21 protein-coding genes are annotated in these 22,364 nt (G+C 72.3%); 11 read left to right on the top strand and 10 right to left on the bottom strand.

The genetic code is table 11. The annotated features are described in order from the left end of the window. Positions 1–17: 17 nt before the first annotated feature. The 5 genes from argJ to ACIPPS_RS13605 form a co-directional block, all read right to left on the bottom strand. The gene (argJ, locus tag ACIPPS_RS13625) at positions 18–1,169 is read right to left on the bottom strand and encodes a bifunctional glutamate N-acetyltransferase/amino-acid acetyltransferase ArgJ (RefSeq protein ID WP_401430574.1); all 1,152 of its coding nucleotides are present in this window, start codon (positions 1,167–1,169) and stop codon (positions 18–20) included. A gap of 88 nt (positions 1,170–1,257) precedes the next feature. Further along, on the bottom strand, positions 1,258–2,295 hold the full coding sequence (gene argC / locus ACIPPS_RS13620; RefSeq protein ID WP_401430572.1) for an N-acetyl-gamma-glutamyl-phosphate reductase: 1,038 nt from the start codon (positions 2,293–2,295) through the stop codon (positions 1,258–1,260). Between the two features lie 77 nt (positions 2,296–2,372). Beyond that, complete coding sequence (locus ACIPPS_RS13615) at positions 2,373–3,041, bottom strand: isochorismatase family protein (RefSeq protein ID WP_401430570.1); 669 nt, start codon at positions 3,039–3,041, stop codon at positions 2,373–2,375. A gap of 162 nt (positions 3,042–3,203) precedes the next feature. Beyond that, positions 3,204–3,959 carry a DUF2470 domain-containing protein gene (locus ACIPPS_RS13610; protein ID WP_401430568.1) on the bottom strand — a complete coding sequence of 252 codons (756 nt, stop codon included), beginning with the start codon at positions 3,957–3,959 and terminating at the stop codon, positions 3,204–3,206. A 195-nt stretch (positions 3,960–4,154) separates the two neighbouring features. Continuing rightward, positions 4,155–4,562: a RidA family protein gene (locus ACIPPS_RS13605; RefSeq protein WP_401430566.1), complete on the bottom strand. Its 408-nt coding sequence runs from the start codon at positions 4,560–4,562 to the stop codon at positions 4,155–4,157. Positions 4,563–4,706: 144 nt separating this feature from the next. Between ACIPPS_RS13605 and ACIPPS_RS13600 the strand changes: the two genes are divergently transcribed. Next, complete coding sequence (locus ACIPPS_RS13600) at positions 4,707–5,087, top strand: winged helix-turn-helix transcriptional regulator (RefSeq protein ID WP_401430564.1); 381 nt, start codon at positions 4,707–4,709, stop codon at positions 5,085–5,087. A gap of 24 nt (positions 5,088–5,111) precedes the next feature. Here ACIPPS_RS13600 and ACIPPS_RS13595 read toward each other — a convergent pair whose 3' ends face one another. Then, positions 5,112–5,588, bottom strand: coding sequence for a VOC family protein (locus ACIPPS_RS13595; RefSeq protein WP_401430562.1), 477 nt, complete (start codon positions 5,586–5,588; stop codon positions 5,112–5,114). Between the two features lie 440 nt (positions 5,589–6,028). Next, on the bottom strand, positions 6,029–7,123 hold the full coding sequence (locus ACIPPS_RS13590; RefSeq protein WP_401430560.1) for a chemotaxis protein: 1,095 nt from the start codon (positions 7,121–7,123) through the stop codon (positions 6,029–6,031). A gap of 262 nt (positions 7,124–7,385) precedes the next feature. Here ACIPPS_RS13590 and ACIPPS_RS13585 point away from each other — a divergent pair, with 262 nt between their 5' ends. The 4 genes from ACIPPS_RS13585 to ACIPPS_RS13570 all read left to right on the top strand — a co-directional run bounded on the left by ACIPPS_RS13585 (position 7,386) and on the right by ACIPPS_RS13570 (position 12,115). Continuing rightward, complete coding sequence (locus ACIPPS_RS13585; protein WP_401430558.1) at positions 7,386–7,841, top strand: SRPBCC family protein; 456 nt, start codon at positions 7,386–7,388, stop codon at positions 7,839–7,841. 100 nt (positions 7,842–7,941) lie between these two features. Further along, entirely contained in the window at positions 7,942–10,254 is a 2,313-nt protein-coding gene (locus ACIPPS_RS13580; RefSeq protein ID WP_401430556.1) for an FdhF/YdeP family oxidoreductase, read from the top strand. Positions 10,255–10,301: 47 nt separating this feature from the next. Then, positions 10,302–11,294, top strand: a complete 993-nt coding sequence (locus tag ACIPPS_RS13575) for a Dyp-type peroxidase (protein WP_401430554.1) — start codon at positions 10,302–10,304, stop codon at positions 11,292–11,294. A gap of 5 nt (positions 11,295–11,299) precedes the next feature. Beyond that, complete coding sequence (locus tag ACIPPS_RS13570; protein WP_401430552.1) at positions 11,300–12,115, top strand: family 1 encapsulin nanocompartment shell protein; 816 nt, start codon at positions 11,300–11,302, stop codon at positions 12,113–12,115. 99 nt (positions 12,116–12,214) lie between these two features. On the opposite strand, the gene ACIPPS_RS13565 is transcribed toward ACIPPS_RS13570, so the two are convergent. Beyond that, on the bottom strand, positions 12,215–12,688 hold the full coding sequence (locus ACIPPS_RS13565) for a GreA/GreB family elongation factor (protein ID WP_401430550.1): 474 nt from the start codon (positions 12,686–12,688) through the stop codon (positions 12,215–12,217). 94 nt (positions 12,689–12,782) lie between these two features. Here ACIPPS_RS13565 and ACIPPS_RS13560 point away from each other — a divergent pair, with 94 nt between their 5' ends. The 4 genes from ACIPPS_RS13560 (at position 12,783) to ACIPPS_RS13545 (ending at position 17,765) form a co-directional block, all read left to right on the top strand. Then, positions 12,783–13,427: a DUF1345 domain-containing protein gene (locus ACIPPS_RS13560; RefSeq protein WP_401430548.1), complete on the top strand. Its 645-nt coding sequence runs from the start codon at positions 12,783–12,785 to the stop codon at positions 13,425–13,427. A 263-nt stretch (positions 13,428–13,690) separates the two neighbouring features. Beyond that, positions 13,691–13,894 (top strand): cold-shock protein, encoded by a 204-nt coding sequence (locus ACIPPS_RS13555; protein ID WP_033201600.1) that lies wholly within the window; start codon positions 13,691–13,693, stop codon positions 13,892–13,894. An 84-nt stretch (positions 13,895–13,978) separates the two neighbouring features. After that, entirely contained in the window at positions 13,979–15,367 is a 1,389-nt protein-coding gene (locus ACIPPS_RS13550; RefSeq protein ID WP_401430546.1) for a DEAD/DEAH box helicase, read from the top strand. 334 nt (positions 15,368–15,701) lie between these two features. Next, a complete protein-coding gene (locus ACIPPS_RS13545; protein WP_401430544.1) occupies positions 15,702–17,765 on the top strand; it encodes a phosphocholine-specific phospholipase C in 2,064 nt (687 codons plus the stop codon). 30 nt (positions 17,766–17,795) lie between these two features. Here the strand turns inward: ACIPPS_RS13545 and ACIPPS_RS13540 are convergent, their stop codons facing one another. Beyond that, positions 17,796–18,596: a DeoR/GlpR family DNA-binding transcription regulator gene (locus tag ACIPPS_RS13540; RefSeq protein WP_401430542.1), complete on the bottom strand. Its 801-nt coding sequence runs from the start codon at positions 18,594–18,596 to the stop codon at positions 17,796–17,798. Positions 18,597–18,764: 168 nt separating this feature from the next. Here ACIPPS_RS13540 and ACIPPS_RS13535 point away from each other — a divergent pair, with 168 nt between their 5' ends. Together ACIPPS_RS13535 and ACIPPS_RS13530 are read left to right on the top strand one after the other, a co-directional pair. Beyond that, complete coding sequence (locus ACIPPS_RS13535; RefSeq protein ID WP_401430540.1) at positions 18,765–19,724, top strand: SIS domain-containing protein; 960 nt, start codon at positions 18,765–18,767, stop codon at positions 19,722–19,724. Beyond that, positions 19,724–20,593, top strand: a complete 870-nt coding sequence (locus ACIPPS_RS13530) for a ketose-bisphosphate aldolase (protein ID WP_401430538.1) — start codon at positions 19,724–19,726, stop codon at positions 20,591–20,593. The genes ACIPPS_RS13535 and ACIPPS_RS13530 overlap by 1 nt, the downstream gene beginning before the upstream one ends. On the opposite strand, the gene ACIPPS_RS13525 is transcribed toward ACIPPS_RS13530, so the two are convergent. After that, the gene (locus ACIPPS_RS13525) at positions 20,580–22,331 is read right to left on the bottom strand and encodes a VanW family protein (protein ID WP_401430536.1); all 1,752 of its coding nucleotides are present in this window, start codon (positions 22,329–22,331) and stop codon (positions 20,580–20,582) included. The two genes, ACIPPS_RS13530 and ACIPPS_RS13525, sit on opposite strands and share 14 nt — an antisense overlap. Positions 22,332–22,364: the final 33 nt, after the last annotated feature.

Raw genomic sequence — 22,364 nt, 5'->3', positions numbered from 1 at the left:
TGTGGTCCCCTGGCCCCTCATGAGCTGTACGCACTGTTCTCGTGGACGTACTCGGCGGTGAGGTCGTTGGTCCAGATCACGGCCGAGGCGTCGCCCGCGCGCAGATCCACCGTGATCGTGATTCCGCGCTCCGACAGGTCGACCTTGTCCCTGGACTCGCCGGCCGCGCCATTCCGGCACACCCAGACGCCGTTGATCGCCACGTCGAGCCGGTCCGGATCGAAGGCCGCCGACGTCGTACCGATCGCGGAGAGCACCCGGCCCCAGTTCGGGTCCTCGCCGTGCAGCGCGCACTTGAGCAGGTTGTTGCGGGCGATGGAGCGGCCCACCTCGACGGCGTCGTCCTCGGTCGCGGCGTTGATCACCTCGATACGGATGTCCTTGCTGGCGCCTTCGGCGTCGCCGATGAGCTGGCGGGCGAGGTCGTCGCAGACGGCCGTCACGGCCTCGGCGAACGCGGTCCGCTCCGGGGTGATGCCGGAGGCGCCGGAGGCGAGGAGGAGGACGGTGTCGTTGGTGGACATGCAGCCGTCGGAGTCGACCCGGTCGAAGGTGACCTCGGTGGACCGGCGCAGGGCCGCGTCGAGGTCCTCGCTCTCCACGTCCGCGTCGGTGGTGAGGACGACGAGCATGGTGGCGAGACCGGGAGCGAGCATGCCCGCGCCCTTGGCCATGCCACCGACCGTCCAGCCGTCCCTCGTCACGACGGAGGTCTTGTGCACGGAGTCCGTCGTCTTGATGGCGCGGGCCGCGTCCTCCCCGCCGTCGTCGGTCAGCCGCTCCGCGGCGGCGTCGATGCCGGCCGTGACCCGCTCCATGGGCAGCATGACGCCGATGAGGCCGGTGGAGCACACCGCGATCTCGTGCGGTTCGGCGTCCAGGGCCGCCGCGGTGCGCTCGGCCATGAGCAGCGCGTCGACCGCGCCGGCCTGTCCCGTACAGGCGTTGGCGCCACCGGAGTTGAGGACGACCGCGGTGAGGCGGCCGTCGGCGAGGGCGCGCCGGGACCAGCGCACGGGCGCCGCCTGCACGCGGTTGGCGGTGAAGACGCCGGCGGCCGCGCGTGACGGTCCCCGGTTCACCACCAGGGCGAGGTCACGATCGCCGGATTCCTTGATGCCGGCGGCGACACCGCTGGCGAGGAACCCGCGGGCAGCGGTCACACTCACTGTGCTTCTCCCTTGGCTTCTCCGCCCGCGCGGCTCAGCGGTGCGGGCTTCGTCGTCGACTGCGGGCCGGCGGCTGCGCGTGCGTCGCTCACGGTGCCACTCCGTTCGTGGGCAGGCCCTGCCGTTCCGGCAGGCCGAGGGCGAGGTTCATGCACTGCACCGCGCCACCCGCGGTGCCCTTCACGAGGTTGTCGATGGCGCTCACACAGATCAGCCGGCCGGCGTCCGGGTCCACGGCGAGCTGCACCTGGACCGTGTTGGAGCCGAGGACGGCGGCGGTCGTCGGCCACTGCCCGGGCGGCAGGAACCGGACGAACGGCTCGTCGGCGAAGGCGGCCTCGTACACGGACCGCACCGCGGCCTCGCCGGCGGCCGCCGCGTCCGGGCGCAGCCGGGCCGAGCAGGTGGCGAGGATGCCCCGGGGCATGGGGGCGAGCGTCGGCGTGAAGGAGACCGTCACGTGCTCGCCCGCCATCAGGGAGAGGTTCTGCGTCAGTTCGGGGGTGTGCCGGTGGCCGCCGCCGACGCCGTACGGACTCATGGAGCCCATCACCTCGGCGCCGAGCAGGTGCGGCTTGAGCGCCCGCCCGGCGCCCGACGTGCCGCTGGCCGCGACGATCACGGCCTCCGGTTCCACCAGGCGGGCCACGTAGGCGGGGAACAGCGCCAGCGTCACCGCCGTGGGGTAGCAGCCGGGCACCGCGATCCGGGTGGCGCCCTTCAACTCCGCGCGGGTTCCCGGAAGTTCGGGGAGTCCGTACGGCCAGGTCCCGGCATGCCCGGAACCGTAGAACCGCTGCCAGGCCGCCGCGTCGCGGAGCCGGAAGTCCGCCCCGCAGTCCACGACCACCGTGTCGGCGGGCAGCTGCCCCGCGAGAGCGGCCGACTGCCCGTGCGGCAGGGCGAGGAAGACCACGTCGTGGCCGCGCAGGGATTCCGCCGAGGTCTCCGTCAGGACCCGGTCGGCGAGCCCGGGCAGCTGCGGCTGAACGGACCCGAGCGGGCGGCCCGCCCTGCTGTGCGCGGTCAGCGCGCCGATCTCCACGCCGGGATGCGAATCCAGCAGGCGGAGGATCTCCCCGCCGGCGTAGCCGCTGGCACCGGCCACCGCGACCCGTACGGTCATCTTCTTCGTTTCTCCCTGTCCGTGGGGGGGCTGCGGTCACAGGATCGGCGCCGCAGGTCGCCGTCAGGGGGACTCGGTCACGCGTCCCGGCGAACGGCAGGTTGCACCCTGTTGAGCAGAAGGTCGCGCAACATGGTTTCGGTCGTGCACACCACTCCGCTGCGGGCGGCCCACCGCAACGCCATCGCGTGCTCCTCGGGCGAGAAGTCCGCCACGGCGTCCGCGACGACGAAGGGCTGGATGTCGTTCATGAAGGCGTCGGCCGCCGTCAGCAGGACACCGAGGTGGGCGTGGACCCCGCAGATGATCAGCTGGTCGCGGCCCTCGGACCGCAGCAGCCGTCCGAGATGGCTGCGGAGGAAGGCGTTGTGGCGCACGTTGGCGAGCAGGTGCTCGCCGGTGCGCGGCGTGAGCGCCGTGATGATCGCGGCCGCGTCGGGCTCGTCGCCTATGCCGGGACCCCAGACGTCGGCGACCAGCCCGCGCTGGCCCGGCATCTGGGCGGCAGGCTCGGCGCTGAAGACGACGGGCATCCCGAGGGTTCCGGCGAGTTCGCGCAGGGCCGCGATGTTGTCGACGAGTTCCACCACCGGGCTCTGTCCGGCCGGGAAGGCCTGGACGAAATGGTTCTGCATGTCGAGGACCAGCAGCGCGGCACGCGCGGGGTCGATGGACCAGGAGACGCAGGACCCGGGAAGGGTGGAGCGGTCGGGCAGGGAGTAGGGGCCGACGGTCGGCAGGCCCATGGTGGTTCCTCCCCCCGGGCGGCGTGCGTGGGTCCGCGCCACCACCTCTGACGTGTGATTTAGCTTAGCCTAACCTAAGTAGAGATCGTATGGGCGTCCGGGCCTGGATCAACCCCTCGTTCGGCGCGAGGAGTTGCCCGGGCGGTCGGCGACGGCCGGCCGTCAGGGGCGCGGAGAGGGGTGCCGGTGGTGGTGGGCGCAGGACGGAGTCGTCAGGAGCAGTCGCACCTGCTCGCCGGCCTCGGCCGCGTCCCGCGCCTCGACGGGGAACGGGATCCGCAGGTCGCAGTGGCCCTCGCGGTACTCGCAGCGCAGGGTGATGCCGTGCCGGTCGACGGCGAGCGGCACGGCCCGGACCACCCCGTACGGCAGCCGTGATCCGGCGAGGACGACGAGATCGGCCACCATGTCCGCGTGGGCGTGGGCGAGATGCGTGAGCATCGCGGCCTCTTCGGCGGCGAGCGGGTCGGGCTGGGCGAGGGCGAACGCGTCGAGGCTCACCTCATGGGTGCCGGCCGCGGTCCGCAACGTGACGCGCGCCAGGTCGAGACGGAGGGCTTCGCCGCCCCCCTCCGCGTCGCTGTCGTCGCCCTCGGCCGAGGGGTCGACCGGGGTCAGCCAGCCCGAGATCGTCACCCGGGCGCGCACCCGGTCGCGCAGCGCGGTCGGCGCGATGTCGGTGAACTCCAGCAGCACGGCGAGGCTGTCGTGCGGCGCGGCGGCGACCTGGGCGGTCAGCGGGCTGTCGGCCTGGGCGGCGAGGGTGATCCGGCCGTTCCGGCCGACGGAGTGCATGCCGATGAGGTCGTAACACTGCCCGTCCGTGGTGAGGGAGAGCGAGACCGCCTGGGCCAGCACGGAGCGGACTCGCTCGGCCGCGGCCTGCTCGGACGGTGCGGTGTCGGTGGCGGCGCTCAAGGGGACTCCTCGCGGGGACGGTGGGCATCGGGACGCCACCGGCGCGGTCGACGAGACCCGATGTGGCTAAGGTAAGGCTAACCTAAGTCACGTTGCCGTCGGTGTCCAGGCACCAGGCCTGTGCGGGCGGAGTCAACTGGCCGGAAGCGCACGCGCGGTGGGTCCCGGAGCCTCCTCGCGGCCGGCCCCCCCCCGTCAGTCGACGACCGCCGTCGCCTCCACCTCGACCAGGTGCTCGGGTACGTCCAGGGCCGCGACGCCGATCATCGTCGCCGGCGGCACCGGGGTGAACCCCAGCCTGGCCGACGCCCGGGCCAGACCGTCCACGAGCAGCGGCATCTTGTCGGGCGTCCAGTCGACGACGTAGACGGTCACCTTCGCCACGTCCCGGAAGGTCGCGCCGACCTCCTCCAGGGCGGTGGCGACATTGACGTAGCACTGCTCGATCTGGGCGGCCAGGTCGTCCTTGCCCACGGTGACCCCGTCGGGCGTCCAGGCGACCTGCCCCGCGAGGAAGACGAGCTTCGAGCCCGTCGCCACCGCGACCTGCCGGTAGAGGGGGATCTCGGGCAGTCCGGTGGGGTTCACCAGGGTGATGGCCATGCTGTCTCGCCTCTCCTCCACGAGCGCCCCGGCCGGGTTCACGGCGAACCGCGGGGCGTCCGTGGTCTCTTGTGGTTACTCAGGCACCGTAGGAGAGTGAACCCTCGTACGGAAGAACGCACTTTTCAGTGACTGGGGAACCCGATGGTGACCAAGCAGTTCAAGGGCCTGCCGGAGGACGCGGACGTGACCCGCGCGGACTCGCTGGCGCGGGAGATCTTCTCCGACGTCGCCAACAAGTGGGCTCTCCTCATCATCGAGTGCCTCGGCGAGAGCACCCTGCGCTTCGGTGAGCTGCGGGACGGCGTCCAGGGCATCAGCCACAAGATGCTCACCCAGAACCTGCGCATGCTGGAACGGAACGGGCTGGTCGCGCGGAAGGTGTACGCCATCGTCCCGCCGCGGGTCGAGTACTCCCTCACCGCGCCGGGCCTCGCCCTGCGGGTGACCATCGACGGCCTGTGCGCCTGGACGCACACCTACCTCGGCGACATCGAGGACTCCCGGCGCCGCTTCGACGTCTGACCGTCGGTCCGGCGCCGGGTTCGCTCAGTCGCCGGTGTCCATGGACCCCATGGCCTCGTCGCTCCTCCTCCGGAGCTCCTCCGACGACACGTCCTCCACGTGCGTGGCGACGCTCCAGCGGTGGCCGAAGGGGTCCTCGAACTGCCCGGTGCGGTCGCCGTAGAACTCGTCCTTGACCGGTCGGAGCTCGGTGGCGCCGTGCGCAAGGGCCTTGGCGAAGACGGCGTCGACGTCCTCCACGTACAGGTGCAGGGTGAGGGGTGTGCCGCCCAGCGCCTTGGGGGAGCGGAAGCCGATGCCCGGGAACTCGTCCGCGAGCATCAGGACCGAGTTCCCCACCGCCAGCTCGGCATGGCCGATCCGGTCGCCGGGTGCGGGCATCCTCATCCGCTCGGTCGCGCCCAGCACGGCCACGTAGAAGTCGATCGCCGCCGCGGCTCCGTCGACACTGAGGTACGGCGTCAGGGTCGGGTAATCCTCGGGAACGGGTGTGACGCTCACTGGACTTCGGCCTTCCGGCATCGCGACGATCACCGCCGACCGTCGTCTGCGACCACTGATATCCCGAACCTGCCGGGCCCCCGCCGCGCCGCGCGGCAGCCCGCGACCGGATGCCCCGAAGGGCGGCGGACGGTACGGAGGCCAGGCAGGTGAAGCGGGAGCCCGTGCTCTCCGTGCCGTCCGCGCGGCTGATGCCCGGCGCCGGTGGCGCGCATAGGGTGCGTAACGAACCGATCACGATCAGCTCGGACATGTTCGTCTCCCTTTGCCAACAAACCAGTCGCGCAGACCTCCGTACCGCCCGTCCGGCTGTCGGCGTGGGGCGGTGCGCAGACCCCGTACCGCCGTTCGGCTGCCCGCGTGGGCAGACCCCCGTACCGCCCACTCGGCTGCCCGCGTGAGGCGGTCGCGTCGTCAGCGGCTCCGCGCCGCGACCGGCGTCAGTAGCGCAGCACGGCGGCGATGCGCTGCGACGCGGACAGCGTGCCGTCAGGGACGAAGCGCACCCCCGCGCCCGTGCTCAGGGCCTGCTCGACGACCTCGTCCACGATGTCGTCCCGCGCGTCGAGGTCGTCCGGCTCGGCGGGTTCGAGGTGGTCCCCGTAGTCGCGTACGACCGCCTGGTAGTGCTCCTCCACGGCCAGCAGCCGGACGCGGCCCTCCCGCGCGGCCAGCCAGACCTCGTCGAGGCCGCCCGCGAACTCGCGTCGGCCCCGCGCCGCGTCCAGCTCGCCGACCACGGCGGCCGTGTCCGCCTCCTCGCGTGCCGCCCGCAGGGGCTGGAGCGTCCGCCCGATCTCCGCCGCCGGTCCGTCGGCGAGGCCGCCGCTCGGGACGGTCGTGACGTCCTTGCCCAACGTGCCCAGGTCCTCCAGGAGAGCGAGGGCGGGCGCGTCGCCGATCAGGTACAGCGGCCGGGGCGAGGAGCTGAGCACGACCCGCATCGCCTCGTGCGCCTCGCGCAGGAACTGGCGGGTCTGCTCGTCCTGGAAGGTGCTCGGCAGATCGCCGATCCGCTCCTCGCGTTCCGCGTCGGGGTCCTCCAGGCTCCGCGTGAGCGGGAAGCCGTGCGCGGTGCTCTCCGCGACGCGCTCGGCCTGGCCGTCCCACAGGGAGACGCGGTCGGCCGCCACGGCGAGCGCCCAGAACGGCTGCTCGGCGGCCTGGGCCGCGACCAGGTTCCGGGTGAGGAACGTGTCGGCGACGACGACGCGTTCGGGGACCGTACGGGCCACCGACCAGACATGGTGCTCGCCGGGGGCCGCGTAGAGGACGAGACCGTCCTCGGCGTGGACGAGGTCGACCTCCGCGAGGGCCTGCTCCAGCCGGCTCAGCACGTCGAGGCGCCGCTCGCGCGTCACCGCCGGGTCGCTCTCCAGGAGATCCCCGGCCCGTGCCACGAGGTTGCGGAGCCGGACGGGGTCCTGCGCGTTGTCGGGCTCCCGACGGTGCGTCGGCATGAGCAGGGACACGGCCGGATAGGGGCGGGGCTGACGCAGTCTCGCGAGCGTCTCGGTGCTGAGGGCAGGATGCATGAGAGCCGACCTTTCGGGGGCGACCGCCGACGGCGTGGTGGGGGAGCGGCCGATCATTAGGCACGATATGCGCCTCTTTGTGGGTCGGCGCGCCGCGAGGGTCGGTGGCTCGGCGCGCCGCGAGGTTCGGTGGCTGGGCGCGCCGCGAGGGTCCACCGCCGTCCACCCGTGCCGCCATCCGTTCGGCCCTGCCGGACTGCGGGTCCGTGCGGGCGGAACGAGTCTGGGGGCGTCCCCACCCTCCCGAAGGAGCGTGATCGGCGTGGCCCGCAACCGCCGTCTGATCCTGAGCTCGCCGTCCGAGGTCTGGCAGCTGCTGGCCGACGGTCACCGCTACGGGGAGTGGGTGACGGGCACCCGGCGGATCCTCTCCGCGGACCCGCACTGGCCGGACGTGGGCGCCCGGCTGAAGGTCCGCGTCGGGGTCGGCTCGCTGACCCTCGACGACACCTGCGTCGTCCGCATCTGCGAGTCGGAACGCCGCCTGGAGCTGGAGGCGAAGGCCGAACCCTTCGGCGCGGCCCGGATCGCCATGCGGCTGACGCCGTGGGGCGAGCACACCCTCTTCACCCTCGACTGGCACCCCCTCCGGGGCCCCGGCACCCGGATGCACGGCCTTCCGGTGGACTACGTCATGGCCGTCCGCAACGGCATGATGCTGACCAAGCTGGCCGAGATCGCGGTACGCGAACACGCCGCACGCGCCGCACGGGTCTGAGCCGTCGGGCGAAATGGCACGGTTCGTGACCCGTGCCTAGCCTGGGAGGACGTGCCGCCCTCCCGGGCGGCCCACGCCCGCACGGCGGAAGGCCACGACCTTGAGCGCCACTCCCGAACACCAGGACCCCGTGGAAGCGGGGGTGGGGCCCGAGCCCACCGAGGAGCCGGAGTTCCGGCCCTACCACCACCCGGCCGCGGGCTGGGGCGCCGCCGACAGCGTGACCCGGTTCATGGTGCGCGAGGGCGCGCTCATGCACGGCCCGCGGGCGATCATGAGGATGAACCACGAGAACACCGGGTTCGACTGCCCCGGCTGCGCCTGGCCCGACGACACCAAGGGCCTGCACCTCGACATCTGCGAGAACGGCATCAAGCACGTCACCTGGGAGATGACCCGCAAGCGGGTCGACCGCGCGTTCTTCGCCGCCCACTCGGTGACCGAGCTGTCCGGGTGGAGCGACTACGACCTGGAGAACCAGGGCCGGCTGACCGAACCGATGGTCTACGACCCGGACACCGACCACTACGTCCCGATCAGCTGGAAGGACGCCTTCGCACGCGTCGGGCGCGCCCTGCGCGCACTCGACTCCCCGCACCGGGCGTCGTACTACACCTCCGGCCGGCTCGGCAACGAGGCCACCTTCCTCTACCAGCTCATGGCCAGGGAACTGGGCACCAACAACCTGCCCGACTGTTCCAACATGTGCCACGAGGCCAGCGGGCGGGCCCTCACGGCCTCGCTCGGCACCGGGAAGGGCACCGTCGACCTCAAGGACTGGGAGGCCACCGACGCCCTCTTCATCCTGGGGGTCAACGCGGCCTCCAACGCACCCCGGATGCTGACCGCCCTCGCGGAGGCGTACGACCGGGGCGCGCAGGTCGTGCACATCAACCCGCTGGTGGAGGCGGCCGCCACCCGCGCGATCATCCCGCACGACTTCAAGGACATGGCCACCTTCCACGCGACCCCGACGAGCACCCTCAACCTCCAGCCGCGCATCGGCGGCGACATGGCGCTCCTGCGGGGCATGGCCAAGGCGGTCCTGGAGCAGTCCGCGTCCGATCCCAAGGCGTTGGACCGGGAGTTCATCGAGCGGCACACCGCCGGATTCGAGGAGTACCGCGCCCTCTGCGAGGCCACACCCTGGGAGACCGTCGAGCGCCAGTCCGGCGTCGGCCGCGCCGACATCCTCAAGGCGGCCCGCGTCTACCGCGAGGCGGACCGCTCCATCGTCAGCTGGTGCCTCGGCGTCACCCAGCACGAGCACGGTGTCGACACCGTCCGGGAGATCGTCAACCTCCTCCTGCTGCGCGGCAATCTGGGCCGGGAGGGCGCCGGGCCGTCCCCGGTGCGCGGCCACAGCAACGTGCAGGGCAACCGCACCTGCGGCATCGACCACCGTCCCGACCCGGAGTTCCTCGACCGCCTCGCGGAGGCCTGCACGATCGACCCACCACGCGAGCACGGCCTGGACACCGTACGGACCATCGAGGCGATGCGGCGCGGCGAGGTGAGGGTCTTCGTCGCCATGGGCGGGAACTTCGCCCTCGCCGCGCCCGACACCCCCGTCACCTACGAGGCGCTGCGCGCCTGCGACCTGACCGTCCAGGTGAGCACCAAGCTCAACCGCAGCCACGTCGTCCACGGCCGGCAGGCCCTGATCCTGCCCTGCCTCGGCCGCACCGAGAAGGACGAGCAGCGCAAGGGGCTGCAGAGCACCTCCGTCGAGGACTCGATGAGCATGGTGCACCTGTCCGTCGGCATGAAGCGCCCCGCCTCGCCGCACCTCCTCTCCGAGCCCGCGATCGTCGCCGGCATGGCCCGCGCGGCCCTGCCCGACAGCGCCACGCCCTGGGAGTGGTACATCGAGGACTACGACCGCATCCGCGACACCATGTCCCGGGCGCTCGACGGTTTCGAGGACTTCAACCGCCGGGTACGGCTGCCGCTCGGCTTCCGCATCAAGCAGCCCGCGCGGGAACTGGTCTTCCTCACCCCGTCCGGCCGCGCCGAGTTCTCCACGGCCGAACTGCCCGACGTCGTCCCGGCCCCCGGCACCCTGGCGCTCGGCACCATGCGCTCCCACGACCAGTGGAACACCACGATCTACTCCGACAACGACCGCTACCGCGGGATCAAGAACCTGCGCACGCTCGTCTTCATGAACGAGGACGACATGCGCGAACGCGGCATCGCGAAGCTCGACCCCGTCGACATCACCAGCACCGCCAAGGACGGCAGCCACCGTCACCTGCACGGCTACCTGGCGATCCCGTACGACATCCCGCGCGGCTGCGCGGCCGGATACATGCCCGAGATGAACGTCCTCTGCGCGCTCGGCGACTACAGCACCCAGAGCGACCAGCCGATCATGAAGCACGTCCGGGTCACCATCGACCCCGCCGCCTGACCGCGCCCGCCTCGCCACCGTCCGCCCCACCGCCTGCCGGGAGTCCCATGGTCACCACGCAGCCCGTCGTCGTACCGCCCTCGCAGGCCGCCGTCTTCCTCGTGGCCACCGTGAACCCCGGCGGAGAGGCCGCCGTACGGGACGTGCTCGCCGATCTGGCCGGGCTGACGCGCTCCGTGGCCTTCCGGGCCCCCGACGACCGGCTCACCTGTGTCGCGGGCATCGGCTCCGTGGCGTGGGACCGGCTCGTCGGCGGGCCCCGGCCCCGCGAACTCCACCCCTTTCCCCCGCTCACCGGCCCACGGCATCGGGCGCCGTCCACCCCGGGCGACCTGCTCTTCCACGTGCGCGGGCGGCGCATGGACCTCTGCTTCGAACTCGCCCGGCTCCTCGTCGAGGCGCTCGGTCCCGCCGTGACCGTCGTCGACGAGGTGCACGGCTTCAAGTACTTCGACGAGCGCGACCTGCTCGGCTTCGTCGACGGCAGCGAGAACCCCGAACGCGAGGCGGCCGACGACGCGGTCTTCGTCACCGCGGCCGACGACGAGCCGCCCTTCCCCGGCGGCAGCTACGTCCTCGTGCAGAAGTACGTCCACGACATGGCGGCCTGGCAGGACCTCACCGTCGAGGAGCAGGAGCGCGTCATCGGCCGCACGAAGTCGTCCAACGTCGAACTGCCCGACGACGCCAAGCCGGCCGACTCGCACGTCGCGCTCAACACGATCGTCGACGACGACGGCACCGAACGGAAGATCCTCCGCGAGAACATGGCCTTCGGCACGATCGGCCGGGGCGAGTTCGGCACGTACTTCATCGGCTACGCGCGGACGCCCTCGGTCACCGAGAAGATGCTCCGCAACATGTTCCTCGGCGACCTGCCCGGCCGCACCGACCGCATCCTCGACTTCTCCACGGCCGTCACCGGCGGCCTCTTCTTCGTGCCCAGTGCCGACCTCCTCGAAGACCTCCCCGCGCCGTCCGCCGGCGCCGCCGCCCCGCGCGAGGACACCCTGCGCATCGGCAGCCTCAAAGGAGCCTGAGCGTCATGACCAACCCCGCCGCCACCGACAACCTGCACCGGGAACTCGCCCCGATCACCCCCGCCGCCTGGGCCGAGATCGAGGAAGAGGCCCGCCGCACCTTCCGGCGGCACGTCGCCGGACGCCGTGTCGTCGACGTCCCCGACCCGGGCGGCCCGGGTCTCTCCGCCACCGGCACCGGACACCTCTCCGCCATCGACCCGCCCGCCCCCGGCGTCAGCGCGCGCCTGCGCGAGGCCCGGCCACTGGTGGAACTGCGCGTCCCCTTCACCGTGAGCAGGTCCGCCGTGGACGACGTCGAGCGCGGCGCGCACGACTCCGACTGGCAGCCGGTGAAGGACGCGGCGCGCGCCATGGCGTTCGCGGAGGACCGGGCCGTCTTCGACGGCTACCCGGCGGCAGGCATCGAGGGGCTGCGGGCCCGCTCGTCCAACGCCGAGCTGAGCCTGCCGGCCGAGCCGCGCGACTATCCCGACGCGATCAGCCGCGCCCTGACCTCCCTGCGCCTGGCCGGGGTCGACGGTCCCTACGCGCTCCTGCTCGGCGCCGACGCGTACACGGCGGTCAGCGAGACCTCCGACCACGGCTACCCGATCGCGGCGCACCTCGGCCGGATCCTCGGCGGCGACCCGATCTGGGCGCCCGCGCTGACCGGCGCCTTCGTCCTCTCCACGCGGGGCGGGGACTTCGAGCTGCTCATCGGGCAGGACCTGGCGATCGGCTACACCGCGCACGATGCCAAGGGCATCGAGCTGTACTTCCAGGAGACGCTGACGTTCCTGACGTACACGGACGAGGCGGTCGTGGTTCTCAGGACGTGAGCGCCTGAGCGGCTGAGCTCCTCAGCGCCTGAGGGTCTGAGGCCACCCGCGTAATGGCGTACTCGCGTACTCGCGTACTCGCGTCCGAGCGGGCGGGCGCTACGACGCGCCGGCGTCGCCCACGGAGACGACGACCGCGTTCGTGCTCCCGTCGGGCGTCCGATAGCTCACGGTGTCCCCGGCGCCGTGCCCGAGCAGCGCGCGCCCGAGCGGGCTGTCGGCCGTGACCAGCGTCGCGTCCAGCTCCTCGGCGACCTCGCCGACCTGAAGGGCCGCCTCCGAGCCGTCCGCGAACCGTACGGTGACGGAGCTGCCCACGCCGACGACGCCGGCGGTCGGCGCGTCGGCCACCGAGGCCTCACGGATCCGTCCGTCGAGTTCGTCGATGCGCCGGTCCAGGCGGGCGACGTCCGAGGCCCGCTGCAGTTCGTCGGCCTCGTCCGCCCGGTCGCCCACCGGGTCCTCGTCGCGCAGGGTCGCGGCCACCGAGTCCCGCTCCGCGCGCAGCTCGTCGAGGTCCTTCCGGAGCGCCCGCAGGGCGTCGGCGCTGAGGGGTTCGGGTCCACCGGTCATGTCTCCATTACCCCACCGGGCGAAGGGCCCGGCAAATCGCGCCGTACGGCCGAATACCGGGCCCGAGTCCCGCGCCCGGATACGGTGACGGGCCATGACACTGTGGCTGCCGCGGTCCGCGGTTTTCCGGCTCGCCGGGTCGCTCGTCGCCGGAGCGGTGAGCGCGGTCGTCGTCGCCGTGTGTACCGACACGCCGCTGGCGATCCTCGCCGGAATCGCCGCCACGGAGACGGTCTTCGTCGTGACCGGTTGGCTCGTGCTCTGGCCGATGGACGCGGCCACCACGCGCCGCGACGCCCGCCGCGAGGACTTCCGGCCACTGGTCGACGAGCTCATCGTGGTCGCCGTGGCCGTGTGCGGCCTCGGCAGCATCGTCGTCCTGCTGCTGCGGGGTGGCTCCGACACCGGCCACGCGGCCGCCGCGACCGCGCTCACCGGAGTCTTCATGGCGTGGGCCGCGCTCCATCTCATGTACGCCACGCGGTACGCGTACCTCTACTGCGGAGCGGGCCGGGGCGCCGAGGGCGGCATCGACTTCAATTCGCGGGAGCCACCCGCGTACCGGGATTTTCTCTACTTCAGCTACAACCTCGGCATGACCTATCAGGTCTCGGACACCGACGTGTCGAGTTCCCGGATCCGTGCGGTGGTGCTGCGGCACTCCCTGTTGTCGTACCTCTTCGGCACGAGCATTCTGGCCACCGCCATCAACCTCGTCGTCGGCCTCGTCACGGGCTGACGGCGGGTACGGCCGCCCCCGCCGGCCTGCGAGGACACTCCCGACAACTGGCGAGCCCGGTTCCGTGCGCAGCCGAGCACACCGTGCTACAGTCGACATCAGTTGCAGTTGTGGTTCCCAGTAAACTTCAAGTGCCTTAGACGGATTTATTCCGTCGGGCACTTTTTGTATTTTCGGTGCTGTTTCCGGACGGGGCAATCATCGCGGCGACGCCGGGATTCGCACAGTGCGTTTCTCGGGTAGTGCCTCGAAGGAGATATGACATGGCTACTGGCACCGTGAAGTGGTTCAACTCGGAAAAGGGCTTCGGCTTCATCGAGCAGGAGGGTGGCGGCCCGGACGTGTTCGCCCACTACTCCAACATCGCGACCTCCGGCTTCCGTGAGCTGCAGGAGGGCCAGAAGGTGACCTTCGACGTCACCCAGGGTCAGAAGGGCCCGCAGGCGGAGAACATTCTCCCCGCCTGACGCCAAGCCTTCAGACGCAGCTGGGGTCCCCACCCACCAGGTGGGACCCCAGCTCGTCGCATTTCTGGGACGAGGGTTTCTCGCATGAACGAATTCGCATCGCCGGCCGCGGGCACCCCCGCGCTTCCCCCGGTCGCCGCCTTCGACGAGCTGGACCTGCCCGTCGCGGTCCGGGAGCTGCTCACCGAACTCGGTGTCGAGACGCCCTTTCCCATCCAGGCCGCCACCCTGCCGAACGCCCTCGCCGGACGCGACGTCCTCGGGCGCGGGCGCACCGGATCGGGGAAGACCCTCGCCTTCGGCCTGCCGCTGCTGGTGCGACTCGCCGGCCGCCGCGCCGAGGCGCGCAAGCCGCGCGCCCTCATCCTCGTCCCCACCCGCGAGCTGGCGCAGCAGGTCACCGACGCCCTCACGCCGTACGCCCGCGTCCTGGAACTGCGCCTGGCCACCGTCGTCGGCGGCCTCTCGATCGGCCGCCAGGCCGCCGCGCTCCGCGAGGGCGCCGAGGTCCTCGTCGCGACCCCCGGCCGGCTGAACGACCTCGTCGCGCGCAAGGACTGCCGCCTGGACCGGGTGGAGATCACCGTCCTGGACGAGGCCGACCAGATGGCCGACATGGGCTTCCTGGACCAGGTCACGGAGGTGCTCGACCTCGTTCACCCCGAGGGGCAGCGCATGCTCTTCTCGGCCACCCTCGACCGCAACGTCGACCAGCTGGTCGAGCGCTACCTCCACGACCCCGTCGTGCACTCGGTCGACCCCTCGGCCGCCACCGTCACCACCATGGAGCACCACGTCCTCCAGGTGCACGGCGCCGACAAGTACGCGACGGCCACGGAGATCGCCGCCCGCGACGGGCGCGTGATCATGTTCCTGGACACCAAGCGCTCCGTCGACCGCTTCACCGCCCACCTGCGCGGCAGCGGCGTCCGCGCCGAGGCGCTGCACGGCGGCAAGTCGCAGCCGCTGCGCAACCGCACCCTGGAGCGTTTCAGGAGCGGGGAGATCACCGTCCTGGTGGCCACCAACGTGGCCGCGCGCGGTATCCACGTCGACCAGGTGGACCTCGTCGTCAACGTCGACCCGCCCGCCGACCACAAGGACTACCTGCACCGGGGCGGACGGACCGCCCGCGCCGGCGAGTCCGGCAGCGTCGTCACCCTGGTCCTGCCGGACCAGCGCAAGGACGTCGTCCGGCTCATGGGCGACGCGGGGATCCGCGTCCGGGTGACCCAGGTCCGTTCCGGCGAGGCCGAGCTGTCCCGCATCACCGGTGCCAGGACGCCGTCCGGCGAACCCGTCGACGGCAGCGCCCCCAGCGCCGAACGCCCCAAGCGGGGCGGCGCGCCCTTCCGGGGTATCGGCACGGTCCCGGGCAAGCCCGGCCGCGCCAAGAACGAGTCCCGCCGCTCGGCCGACGCCCGCAAGACCGCCGAGGCCCGCCAGGCCGCCCGCATCCGCCGGGGCCGCTAGGCCGGAGCGAGCACCCCACGCCAGTCCGCGGAAAGCACCCCGCAGCCCCTCACCGTACGCCGGTGGAGGGGCTGCTTCGTGTGCGCCGGCTGCCGCGCTCGTCGTCCTCGGGCCCACGCATGGACTTCTCGTGCGACTCCATGGACTCTTCGTCGTCCGCCGCCGGCCGGGCGGTGACCGCCCCTACCGTGTTCCGCGTTCATGTGCGGCACGTTCATGTCCTGTACGGCGCCGCAACGCGTCGACGCCACACGACAGACCCTTCACCCCCCGATCTTGGGCTCGCTCGGACCGCCGTTCCCCCCCCACCGGAATCCACAGAGGTGCTCAGACCATGACCGAACTCAACCGGCGCCGCTTCCTCCAGATAGCCGGCGCCACGGCGGGATTCGCCGCGCTCGACAGCAGCATCGCCCGGGCGGCGGCCATCCCCGCCGCGCGGGCCTCCGGCACCATCGCCGACGTCGAGCACATCGTCGTGCTGATGCAGGAGAACCGGTCCTTCGACCACTACTTCGGCGCCCTCAAGGGCGTCCGCGGCTTCGGCGACCCGCGGCCCGTGACCCTGCCCAGCGGAAAGTCCGTCTGGCACCAGCAGGGCGGTGGCAAGACCGTGCTGCCGTACCACCCGACGGCCGAGGACCTCGGCATGCAGTTCATCGCCGGGCTCAACCACGACTGGGCGGGCGGGCACAAGGCGTTCAACAACGGCAGGTACGACCAGTGGATCCCCGCCAAGTCCGCGGGCACCATGGCGTATCTGAACCGGGACGACATCCCGTTCCACTACGCCCTCGCCGACGCGTTCACCGTCTGCGACGCGTACCACTGCTCGTTCATCGGCGCCACGGACCCCAACCGCTACTACATGTGGACCGGGCACACCGGCAACGACCGCACCGGTGGCGGTCCCGTCCTCGGCAACGAGGAGGCGGGGTACAGCTGGACCACCTACCCCGAGCGGCTCGAACAGGCCGGGATCTCCTGGAAGGTCTACCAGGACGTCGGCGACGGCCTGAACGCCGCCGGGCACTGGGGCTGGATCGACGACGCCTACCGGGGCAACTACGGCGACAACTCCCTGCTGTACTTCAACCAGTACCGCAACGCCCAGCCCGGCAACCCGCTCTACGACAAGGCCCGTACCGGCACCGACGCGTCCAAGGGCGACGGGTTCTTCGACATCCTGCGGGCCGACGTCGCCGCGAACCGGCTGCCGAAGATCTCCTGGATCGCGGCGCCGGAGGCCTTCTCCGAGCACCCCAACTTCCCCGCCAACTACGGCGCCTGGTACATCTCGCAGGTCCTGGACGCGCTGACCTCCAACCCCGAGGTGTGGAGCAGGACCGCGCTCTTCATCACGTACGACGAGAACGACGGCTACTTCGACCACGTCGTCCCGCCCTACCCGCCGGCCTCCGCCTCCCAGGGGCTCTCCACCGTCGACACGTCCCTCGACCACTTCCCCGGCAACGCCGGGTACGCCGCCGGGGCCTACGGCCTCGGCCAGCGCGTGCCCATGCTGGTCGTCTCGCCCTGGAGCAAGGGCGGTTACGTCTGCTCCGAGGTCTTCGACCACACCTCGATCATCCGGTTCATGGAGCGCCGCTTCGGGGTGAAGGAGACGCAGATCTCGCCCTGGCGGCGGGCCATCTGCGGTGATCTGACCTCCGCCTTCGACTTCGGCCTGGAGGACGCCGCCCGCCCCGCGCTGCCCGACACCTCGGGCTACAGGCCGCTCGACAACGACCGGCACCCCAGCTACGTGCCCAAGCCGCCGGCCACCCCGGCGCTGCCGGTCCAGGAGCGGGGCGCGCGGCCCACCAGGCCGCTGCCGTACGAGCTGTACGTCGACGGCACGGCGACCCCGTCCACCGGCCGCTTCACCCTCACCCTCGGCGCGGGCGCCAGGGCCGGGGCCTTCTTCCACATCACCGCACCCAACCGCACCGACGGCCCCTGGACGTACACCGCGTCGGCGGGCAGGAGCATCGCCGACACCTGGAACACCTCGTACTCCTCCGGGGTCTACGACCTCACCGTCACCGGCCCCAACGGTTTCCTGCGCGCCTTCAGGGGGCCGGGCAAGACGGCCGGTGCCGAGGTCACGGCCCGGCATGACGCCGTCGCCGGCAATCTCGTGCTGACGATGACGAACACCGGCACCGCCGCCGTCACGCTCACGGTCACCAGCGCCGCCGCCTACGGCGGGCAGTCGCAGCGCGTCGCCGTGGCCGTGGGCGCGACGGTGAGGCACACCGTGGATCTGCGCGGCAGCAAGCGCTGGTACGACGTCTCGGTCGTCTCCAGCGGCGCCGGCACCTTCCTGCGCCGCTTCGCGGGCCATGTCGAGACCGGTGCGGCGGGTGTCAGCGACCCGGGGATCGTCACCGCCTGACGCAGGCCCCCGCGGGGCGTGCGGCGACGGTCAGACGGTACGGACCTCGACGCCGGCGTCGGTCAGCCGCCGTACCGCCTCCGCGGGGATCGCCGCGTCGGTGACCAGCACGTCGACGCGGTCGAGCCCGCAGATCCGGGCGAAGGCGCGCCGGCCCATCTTGGAGGAGTCGGTGACCACGACGACCCGGCTCGCGCGCTCGGCGAACAGCCGACTGATCCCCGCCTCGTCCTCGTGGTGCGCCATGATCCCCAGCTCCGGGTCGATGCCGTCGACCCCGAGGACGACCACGTCGAGCACCACCTCGTTGAGCACGCCCGCCGCCAGCGGACCGACCAGTTCGTAGGTCTGCGGGCGGGCCACCCCGCCCGACACCACGATCTTGATCTGGGGGCGCACGGCGAGCTCGCCCGCGATGTTGAGCGCGTTGGTCACGACGGTCAGCGCGGGCGCGGGCGGGGTGCCGGGAGCCTCGGGCCGACCACCGCCGAAGCGCAGGGCGAGCGCGCGGGCCACCTCGGTCGTGGTCGTCCCGCCGTTGAGACCCACCACCTCGCCCTCGCGGACGAGTTCGGCGACGGCGGCGGCGATGCGCTGCTTCTCCGAGGCGTGCCGGGAGGACTTGTAGCGCAGCGGCAGTTCGTAGGAGACGCCGTGCGGGACGGCCCCGCCGCGGGTGCGGACCAGGAGACGCTGTTCGGCGAGCTCGTCCAGGTCACGGCGGATCGTGGCGGGGGAGACGTCGAGCGTGCCGGCGGCCTCCTCGACCTCCAGCCGGCCGGTCGCGGCGAGCAGTTCGAGGAGCGTGTTCCACCGCTCGTGCTTCGACATGATCGCGATTTTAGCCCCGGAGGAATTCGGCCCCCCGCGACGGCCGTGGGGCCTGGACCGCACGCCTCGGCTGATGGATACTACGCACCGTAGCCGTTGCTCGAAGATGCTCGAAAATAATCTGTTACGAGCAAGACCGAGCATCTTGTGTCTGTGAAGGAGCCGCACGTGCCCACCTCGGGACCCTCCCGCACCGCCGCCGAGATCGCCTCCCAACCGGCCTGCTGGCGCACGGCCGCCGAGACCCTGCCCCAGCACCGCGCGGCGCTCCCGGTGCGCGGCGAGCGCGTCGCCGTCGTCGGCTGCGGCACCTCCTGGTTCATCGCCCAGGCCTACGCCCAGCTCCGGGAGCGCGGCGGCCACGGCGAGACCGACGCCTTCGCCGCCTCCGAGTTCCCGTTCGGTCGACGCTACGACCGGGTCCTCGCGATCACCCGCTCCGGCACCACCACCGAGGTCCTCGACCTGCTCCGGCGCGTCCAGGGCACGGTCGCCACCGGCGCCCTCACCGCCGACCCCACGACCCCCGTCATGACGGCCGCCGACGCCGTGGCCGTGCTCGACTTCGCCGACGAGGAGTCGGTGGTCCAGACCCGGTTCGCGACCACCGCCCTCGCCCTGCTCCGCGCCCACCTGGAGACCGAGGACGCCCTCCCGACCGGGGTACGGACCGTCGAACGCGCCGCCAAGGACGCCGAACGGGCCGTCGCCGAACCCCTCGCCGCCGCGATCACCGGCGCCGAGCAGTACACCTTCCTCGGCACCGGCTGGACCTACGGCCTCGCCCTCGAAGCCGGGCTGAAGATGCGCGAGGCGGCCGGCGCCTGGACCGAGGGCTACCCCGCGATGGAGTACCGCCACGGCCCCATCAGCATCACCGCGCCCGGCCGCGTCGCCTGGACCTTCGGCCCCGTCCCCGCCGGCCTCGCCGACGACGTCGCCCGGGTCGGCGGCACCCTCGTCGCCGACTCCGGCGACACGGCGGCCGAGCTCGACCCGATGGCCGACCTCATCCGCGTCCAGCGGCTCGCCGTGCTGCTCGCCGAGGCGCAGGGACAGGACCCGGACCGGCCGCGGAACCTCACCCGCTCCGTCGTCCTCACCACCGGCGCGACGGAGGAGAGCTGATGCCCCTCACCCCCACCGGCGAGATCCTCCTCGGCGCCCGTGAACGGAAGGCGGGCGCGGGGGCCTTCAACGTCATCCAGATCGAGCACGCCCAGGCCATCGTCGCGGGCGCCGAGGCGGCGGGCCTGCCCGTCATCCTCCAGATCAGCGAGAACACCGCCCGCTACCACGGCTCCCTGGAGCCCATCGGCCTCGCCACCCTCGCCATCGCCCGCCGCGCCGCCGTCCCGGTCGCCGTCCACCTCGACCACGCCGAGTCGCCCGAACTCGTCCACGAGGCCGTCGACCTCGGCTTCCGCTCCGTCATGTTCGACGCGTCGACCCTGCCGTACGAGGAGAACGTCGCCGCCACCCGCGCCATGACGGACCACTGCCACCGTCGCGACGTCTGGGTGGAGGCCGAACTCGGCGAGGTGGGCGGCAAGGACGGTGCCCACGCGCCCGGCGTGCGCACCGACCCGGACGAGGCCCGCGCGTTCGTCGCCGCGACCGGCGTCGACGCCCTCGCCGTCGCCGTCGGCAGCTCCCACGCGATGCTGACCCGGGACGCCGTCCTCGACCTCGCGCTCGTCGCCCGGCTCCGGGAGGCGGTGGACGTCCCCCTCGTCCTGCACGGCTCCTCGGGCGTACCGGACGAGGACCTCGCCCGGGCGGTCCGGGCCGGCATGACGAAGGTGAACGTCGCCACCCACCTCAACAAGGCGTTCACCGGCGCCGTCCGGACGCACCTGGGGGAGAACGCCTCGACCGTCGACCCGCGCCGCTACCTCGGTCCGGCGCGTACGGCCGTCGCCGAGGCGGTGGCCCACCTGCTCCAGGTGCTCGGCGCGCAGGCGCCGCTCGCCGACGCCCCGCTCATTCGCACGTGACGCGGTCGCGCGGGGTGTAGTGCGTACGGAAGGTCTCCCGGCCGACCTCCGCCCCGCCGTCGCGGAAGACCCGGTCCACGGTGATGTCGAAGCCCTCCAGCGGAGGCTGCGGCTCGCACTCGGGACCGGTGCCGGTCCGCTCGGCGGGCTCCGTGAGCTTGGTGCGGGGCCCTTCCACCGCCTCCACCGCGTCGTACTTCTTCGTGCCGAGGAAGCTGATGGTCACCGAGGAGTCCGTCGCGCTCGCCCGGATGTAGATCGAGGCGTCGGAGGTGTTGCGGAACTTCAGGTCGAGCGTGCCCCAGGCCACGGTCGCCTCCCGGCCCGGCGGGTAGCGCTCGATGTAGAAGGAGTGCGCGCCGTACTCGACGGGCTTCACCCCGGCGAAGAAGATCGCGTTGAAGACCGTGGTCGCCACGGCGGACACCCCGCCGCCGGGCGCCGAGTGGTACTGGCCGTCCAGGATCATCGTGCCGTCCACGAAGCCGTTGGCCTTGGTGCGTTCCCCCACGGTCCGGTTGAAGCTCCAGACCTCGCCCGGCTTCACCAGCGACCCGTTGATCAGCTCCACCGCCCGGCCGATGTTGATCGTCCGGTAGGGCGCCGTGGGGAAGTTCACCGTGAACGTCGACATCTGCTCCTTGATGCCCATCCGCGCGACCGACTCCCGGGTCAGCACCGGCTGGATCAGCTCGGTCGCCACGGGCCCCGTCCGCGCCGCCTCGCCCCGCTTCGGCAGCAGCGGCATGACCGCGTCCCCCAGGGCCCGCGCGGTCACCTCGTGACCGGGCCTGCCGTCCGCGAGCACCACCACCGCGCCGTTCTCCACGCCCAGCCGGGCCTCGACCGGGCCGGTCGCCATCGCGTCGAGCGGCCGGGCGACGGCCGGATCGCGGATCAGGCCCTTCGCGTCGAGGGCGGGCACGAGCCGTCCCATGGCGTCCGCCTTCACCGTCAGATGGGCGCCGAGCGTGGTCGGGGTGATCCGCAGCCGCTCGCCGTCGGCGGTGAGGGTGACGGGGCCCGACATCGCGGGCGTCCCGAAGGCGTCGAGGAAACGCGCCGTCTCGGCCTCGGAGACCTCGGGCCGGGAGACGGCGACCGGCAACGTCACCGGGTTCGCGCCCCGGGGCTCCGGGTAGTGGGCGCGGAGCGTCTCCGCGGCGGCGTCGACGTCCAGCTTCTGCCCGTCCCTGGCCTGGACCGCGACCGCCTGACCGTTCTTGAAGGAGACGGCGCCCTCCACGGTCGTCCGGTCGTACGTACGGGCCGTCTCGGCCATCGCCGCCCGGGCCTCTGCCTCGTCGAAGGCGACGACGGGCGCCACGTCCCGCTCGGCGGAGGAGAACAACCGCCCGATCACGGTCACCGGATCACGCGCCGGGTCGGCCGCCTCGTCCACGGTCCTCGCCACGTCGACGGTCAGCCCGGCCGCGGCCGGCGCGATCGTGCCGGTGCTCGCCCCGATGCGTACCGGTATCGGCGCGGTCCAGGACGCCGGCGCCGACGACGTCAGCTTCGCGCGGGCCTCCTCGCGGCTCATGGAGCCGATGTCCACCCCGTCCACCCGGGTGCCCTCGGATATCTCGTCGCCGGTGGCGATCAGACCCGCCGCGTACAGACCACCGGCGGCCAGGAGAGCCACCCCGACCGCCGTCACCGCGAGCCGTACCCGCCGACCGCGAGAGGACGACGGCGTCGCGTCGTCCTCGTGCCTGGCCTCGCTGGAGTCGCGCACACGGCCTCCCGATGGGTCGGGTCACCCGATATC

It is taken from the genome of Streptomyces sp. NPDC090127, from assembly GCF_044746945.1.
GTDB lineage: Bacteria > Actinomycetota > Actinomycetes > Streptomycetales > Streptomycetaceae > Streptomyces.
This window is presented reverse-complemented; position numbering and strand designations above follow the sequence as displayed.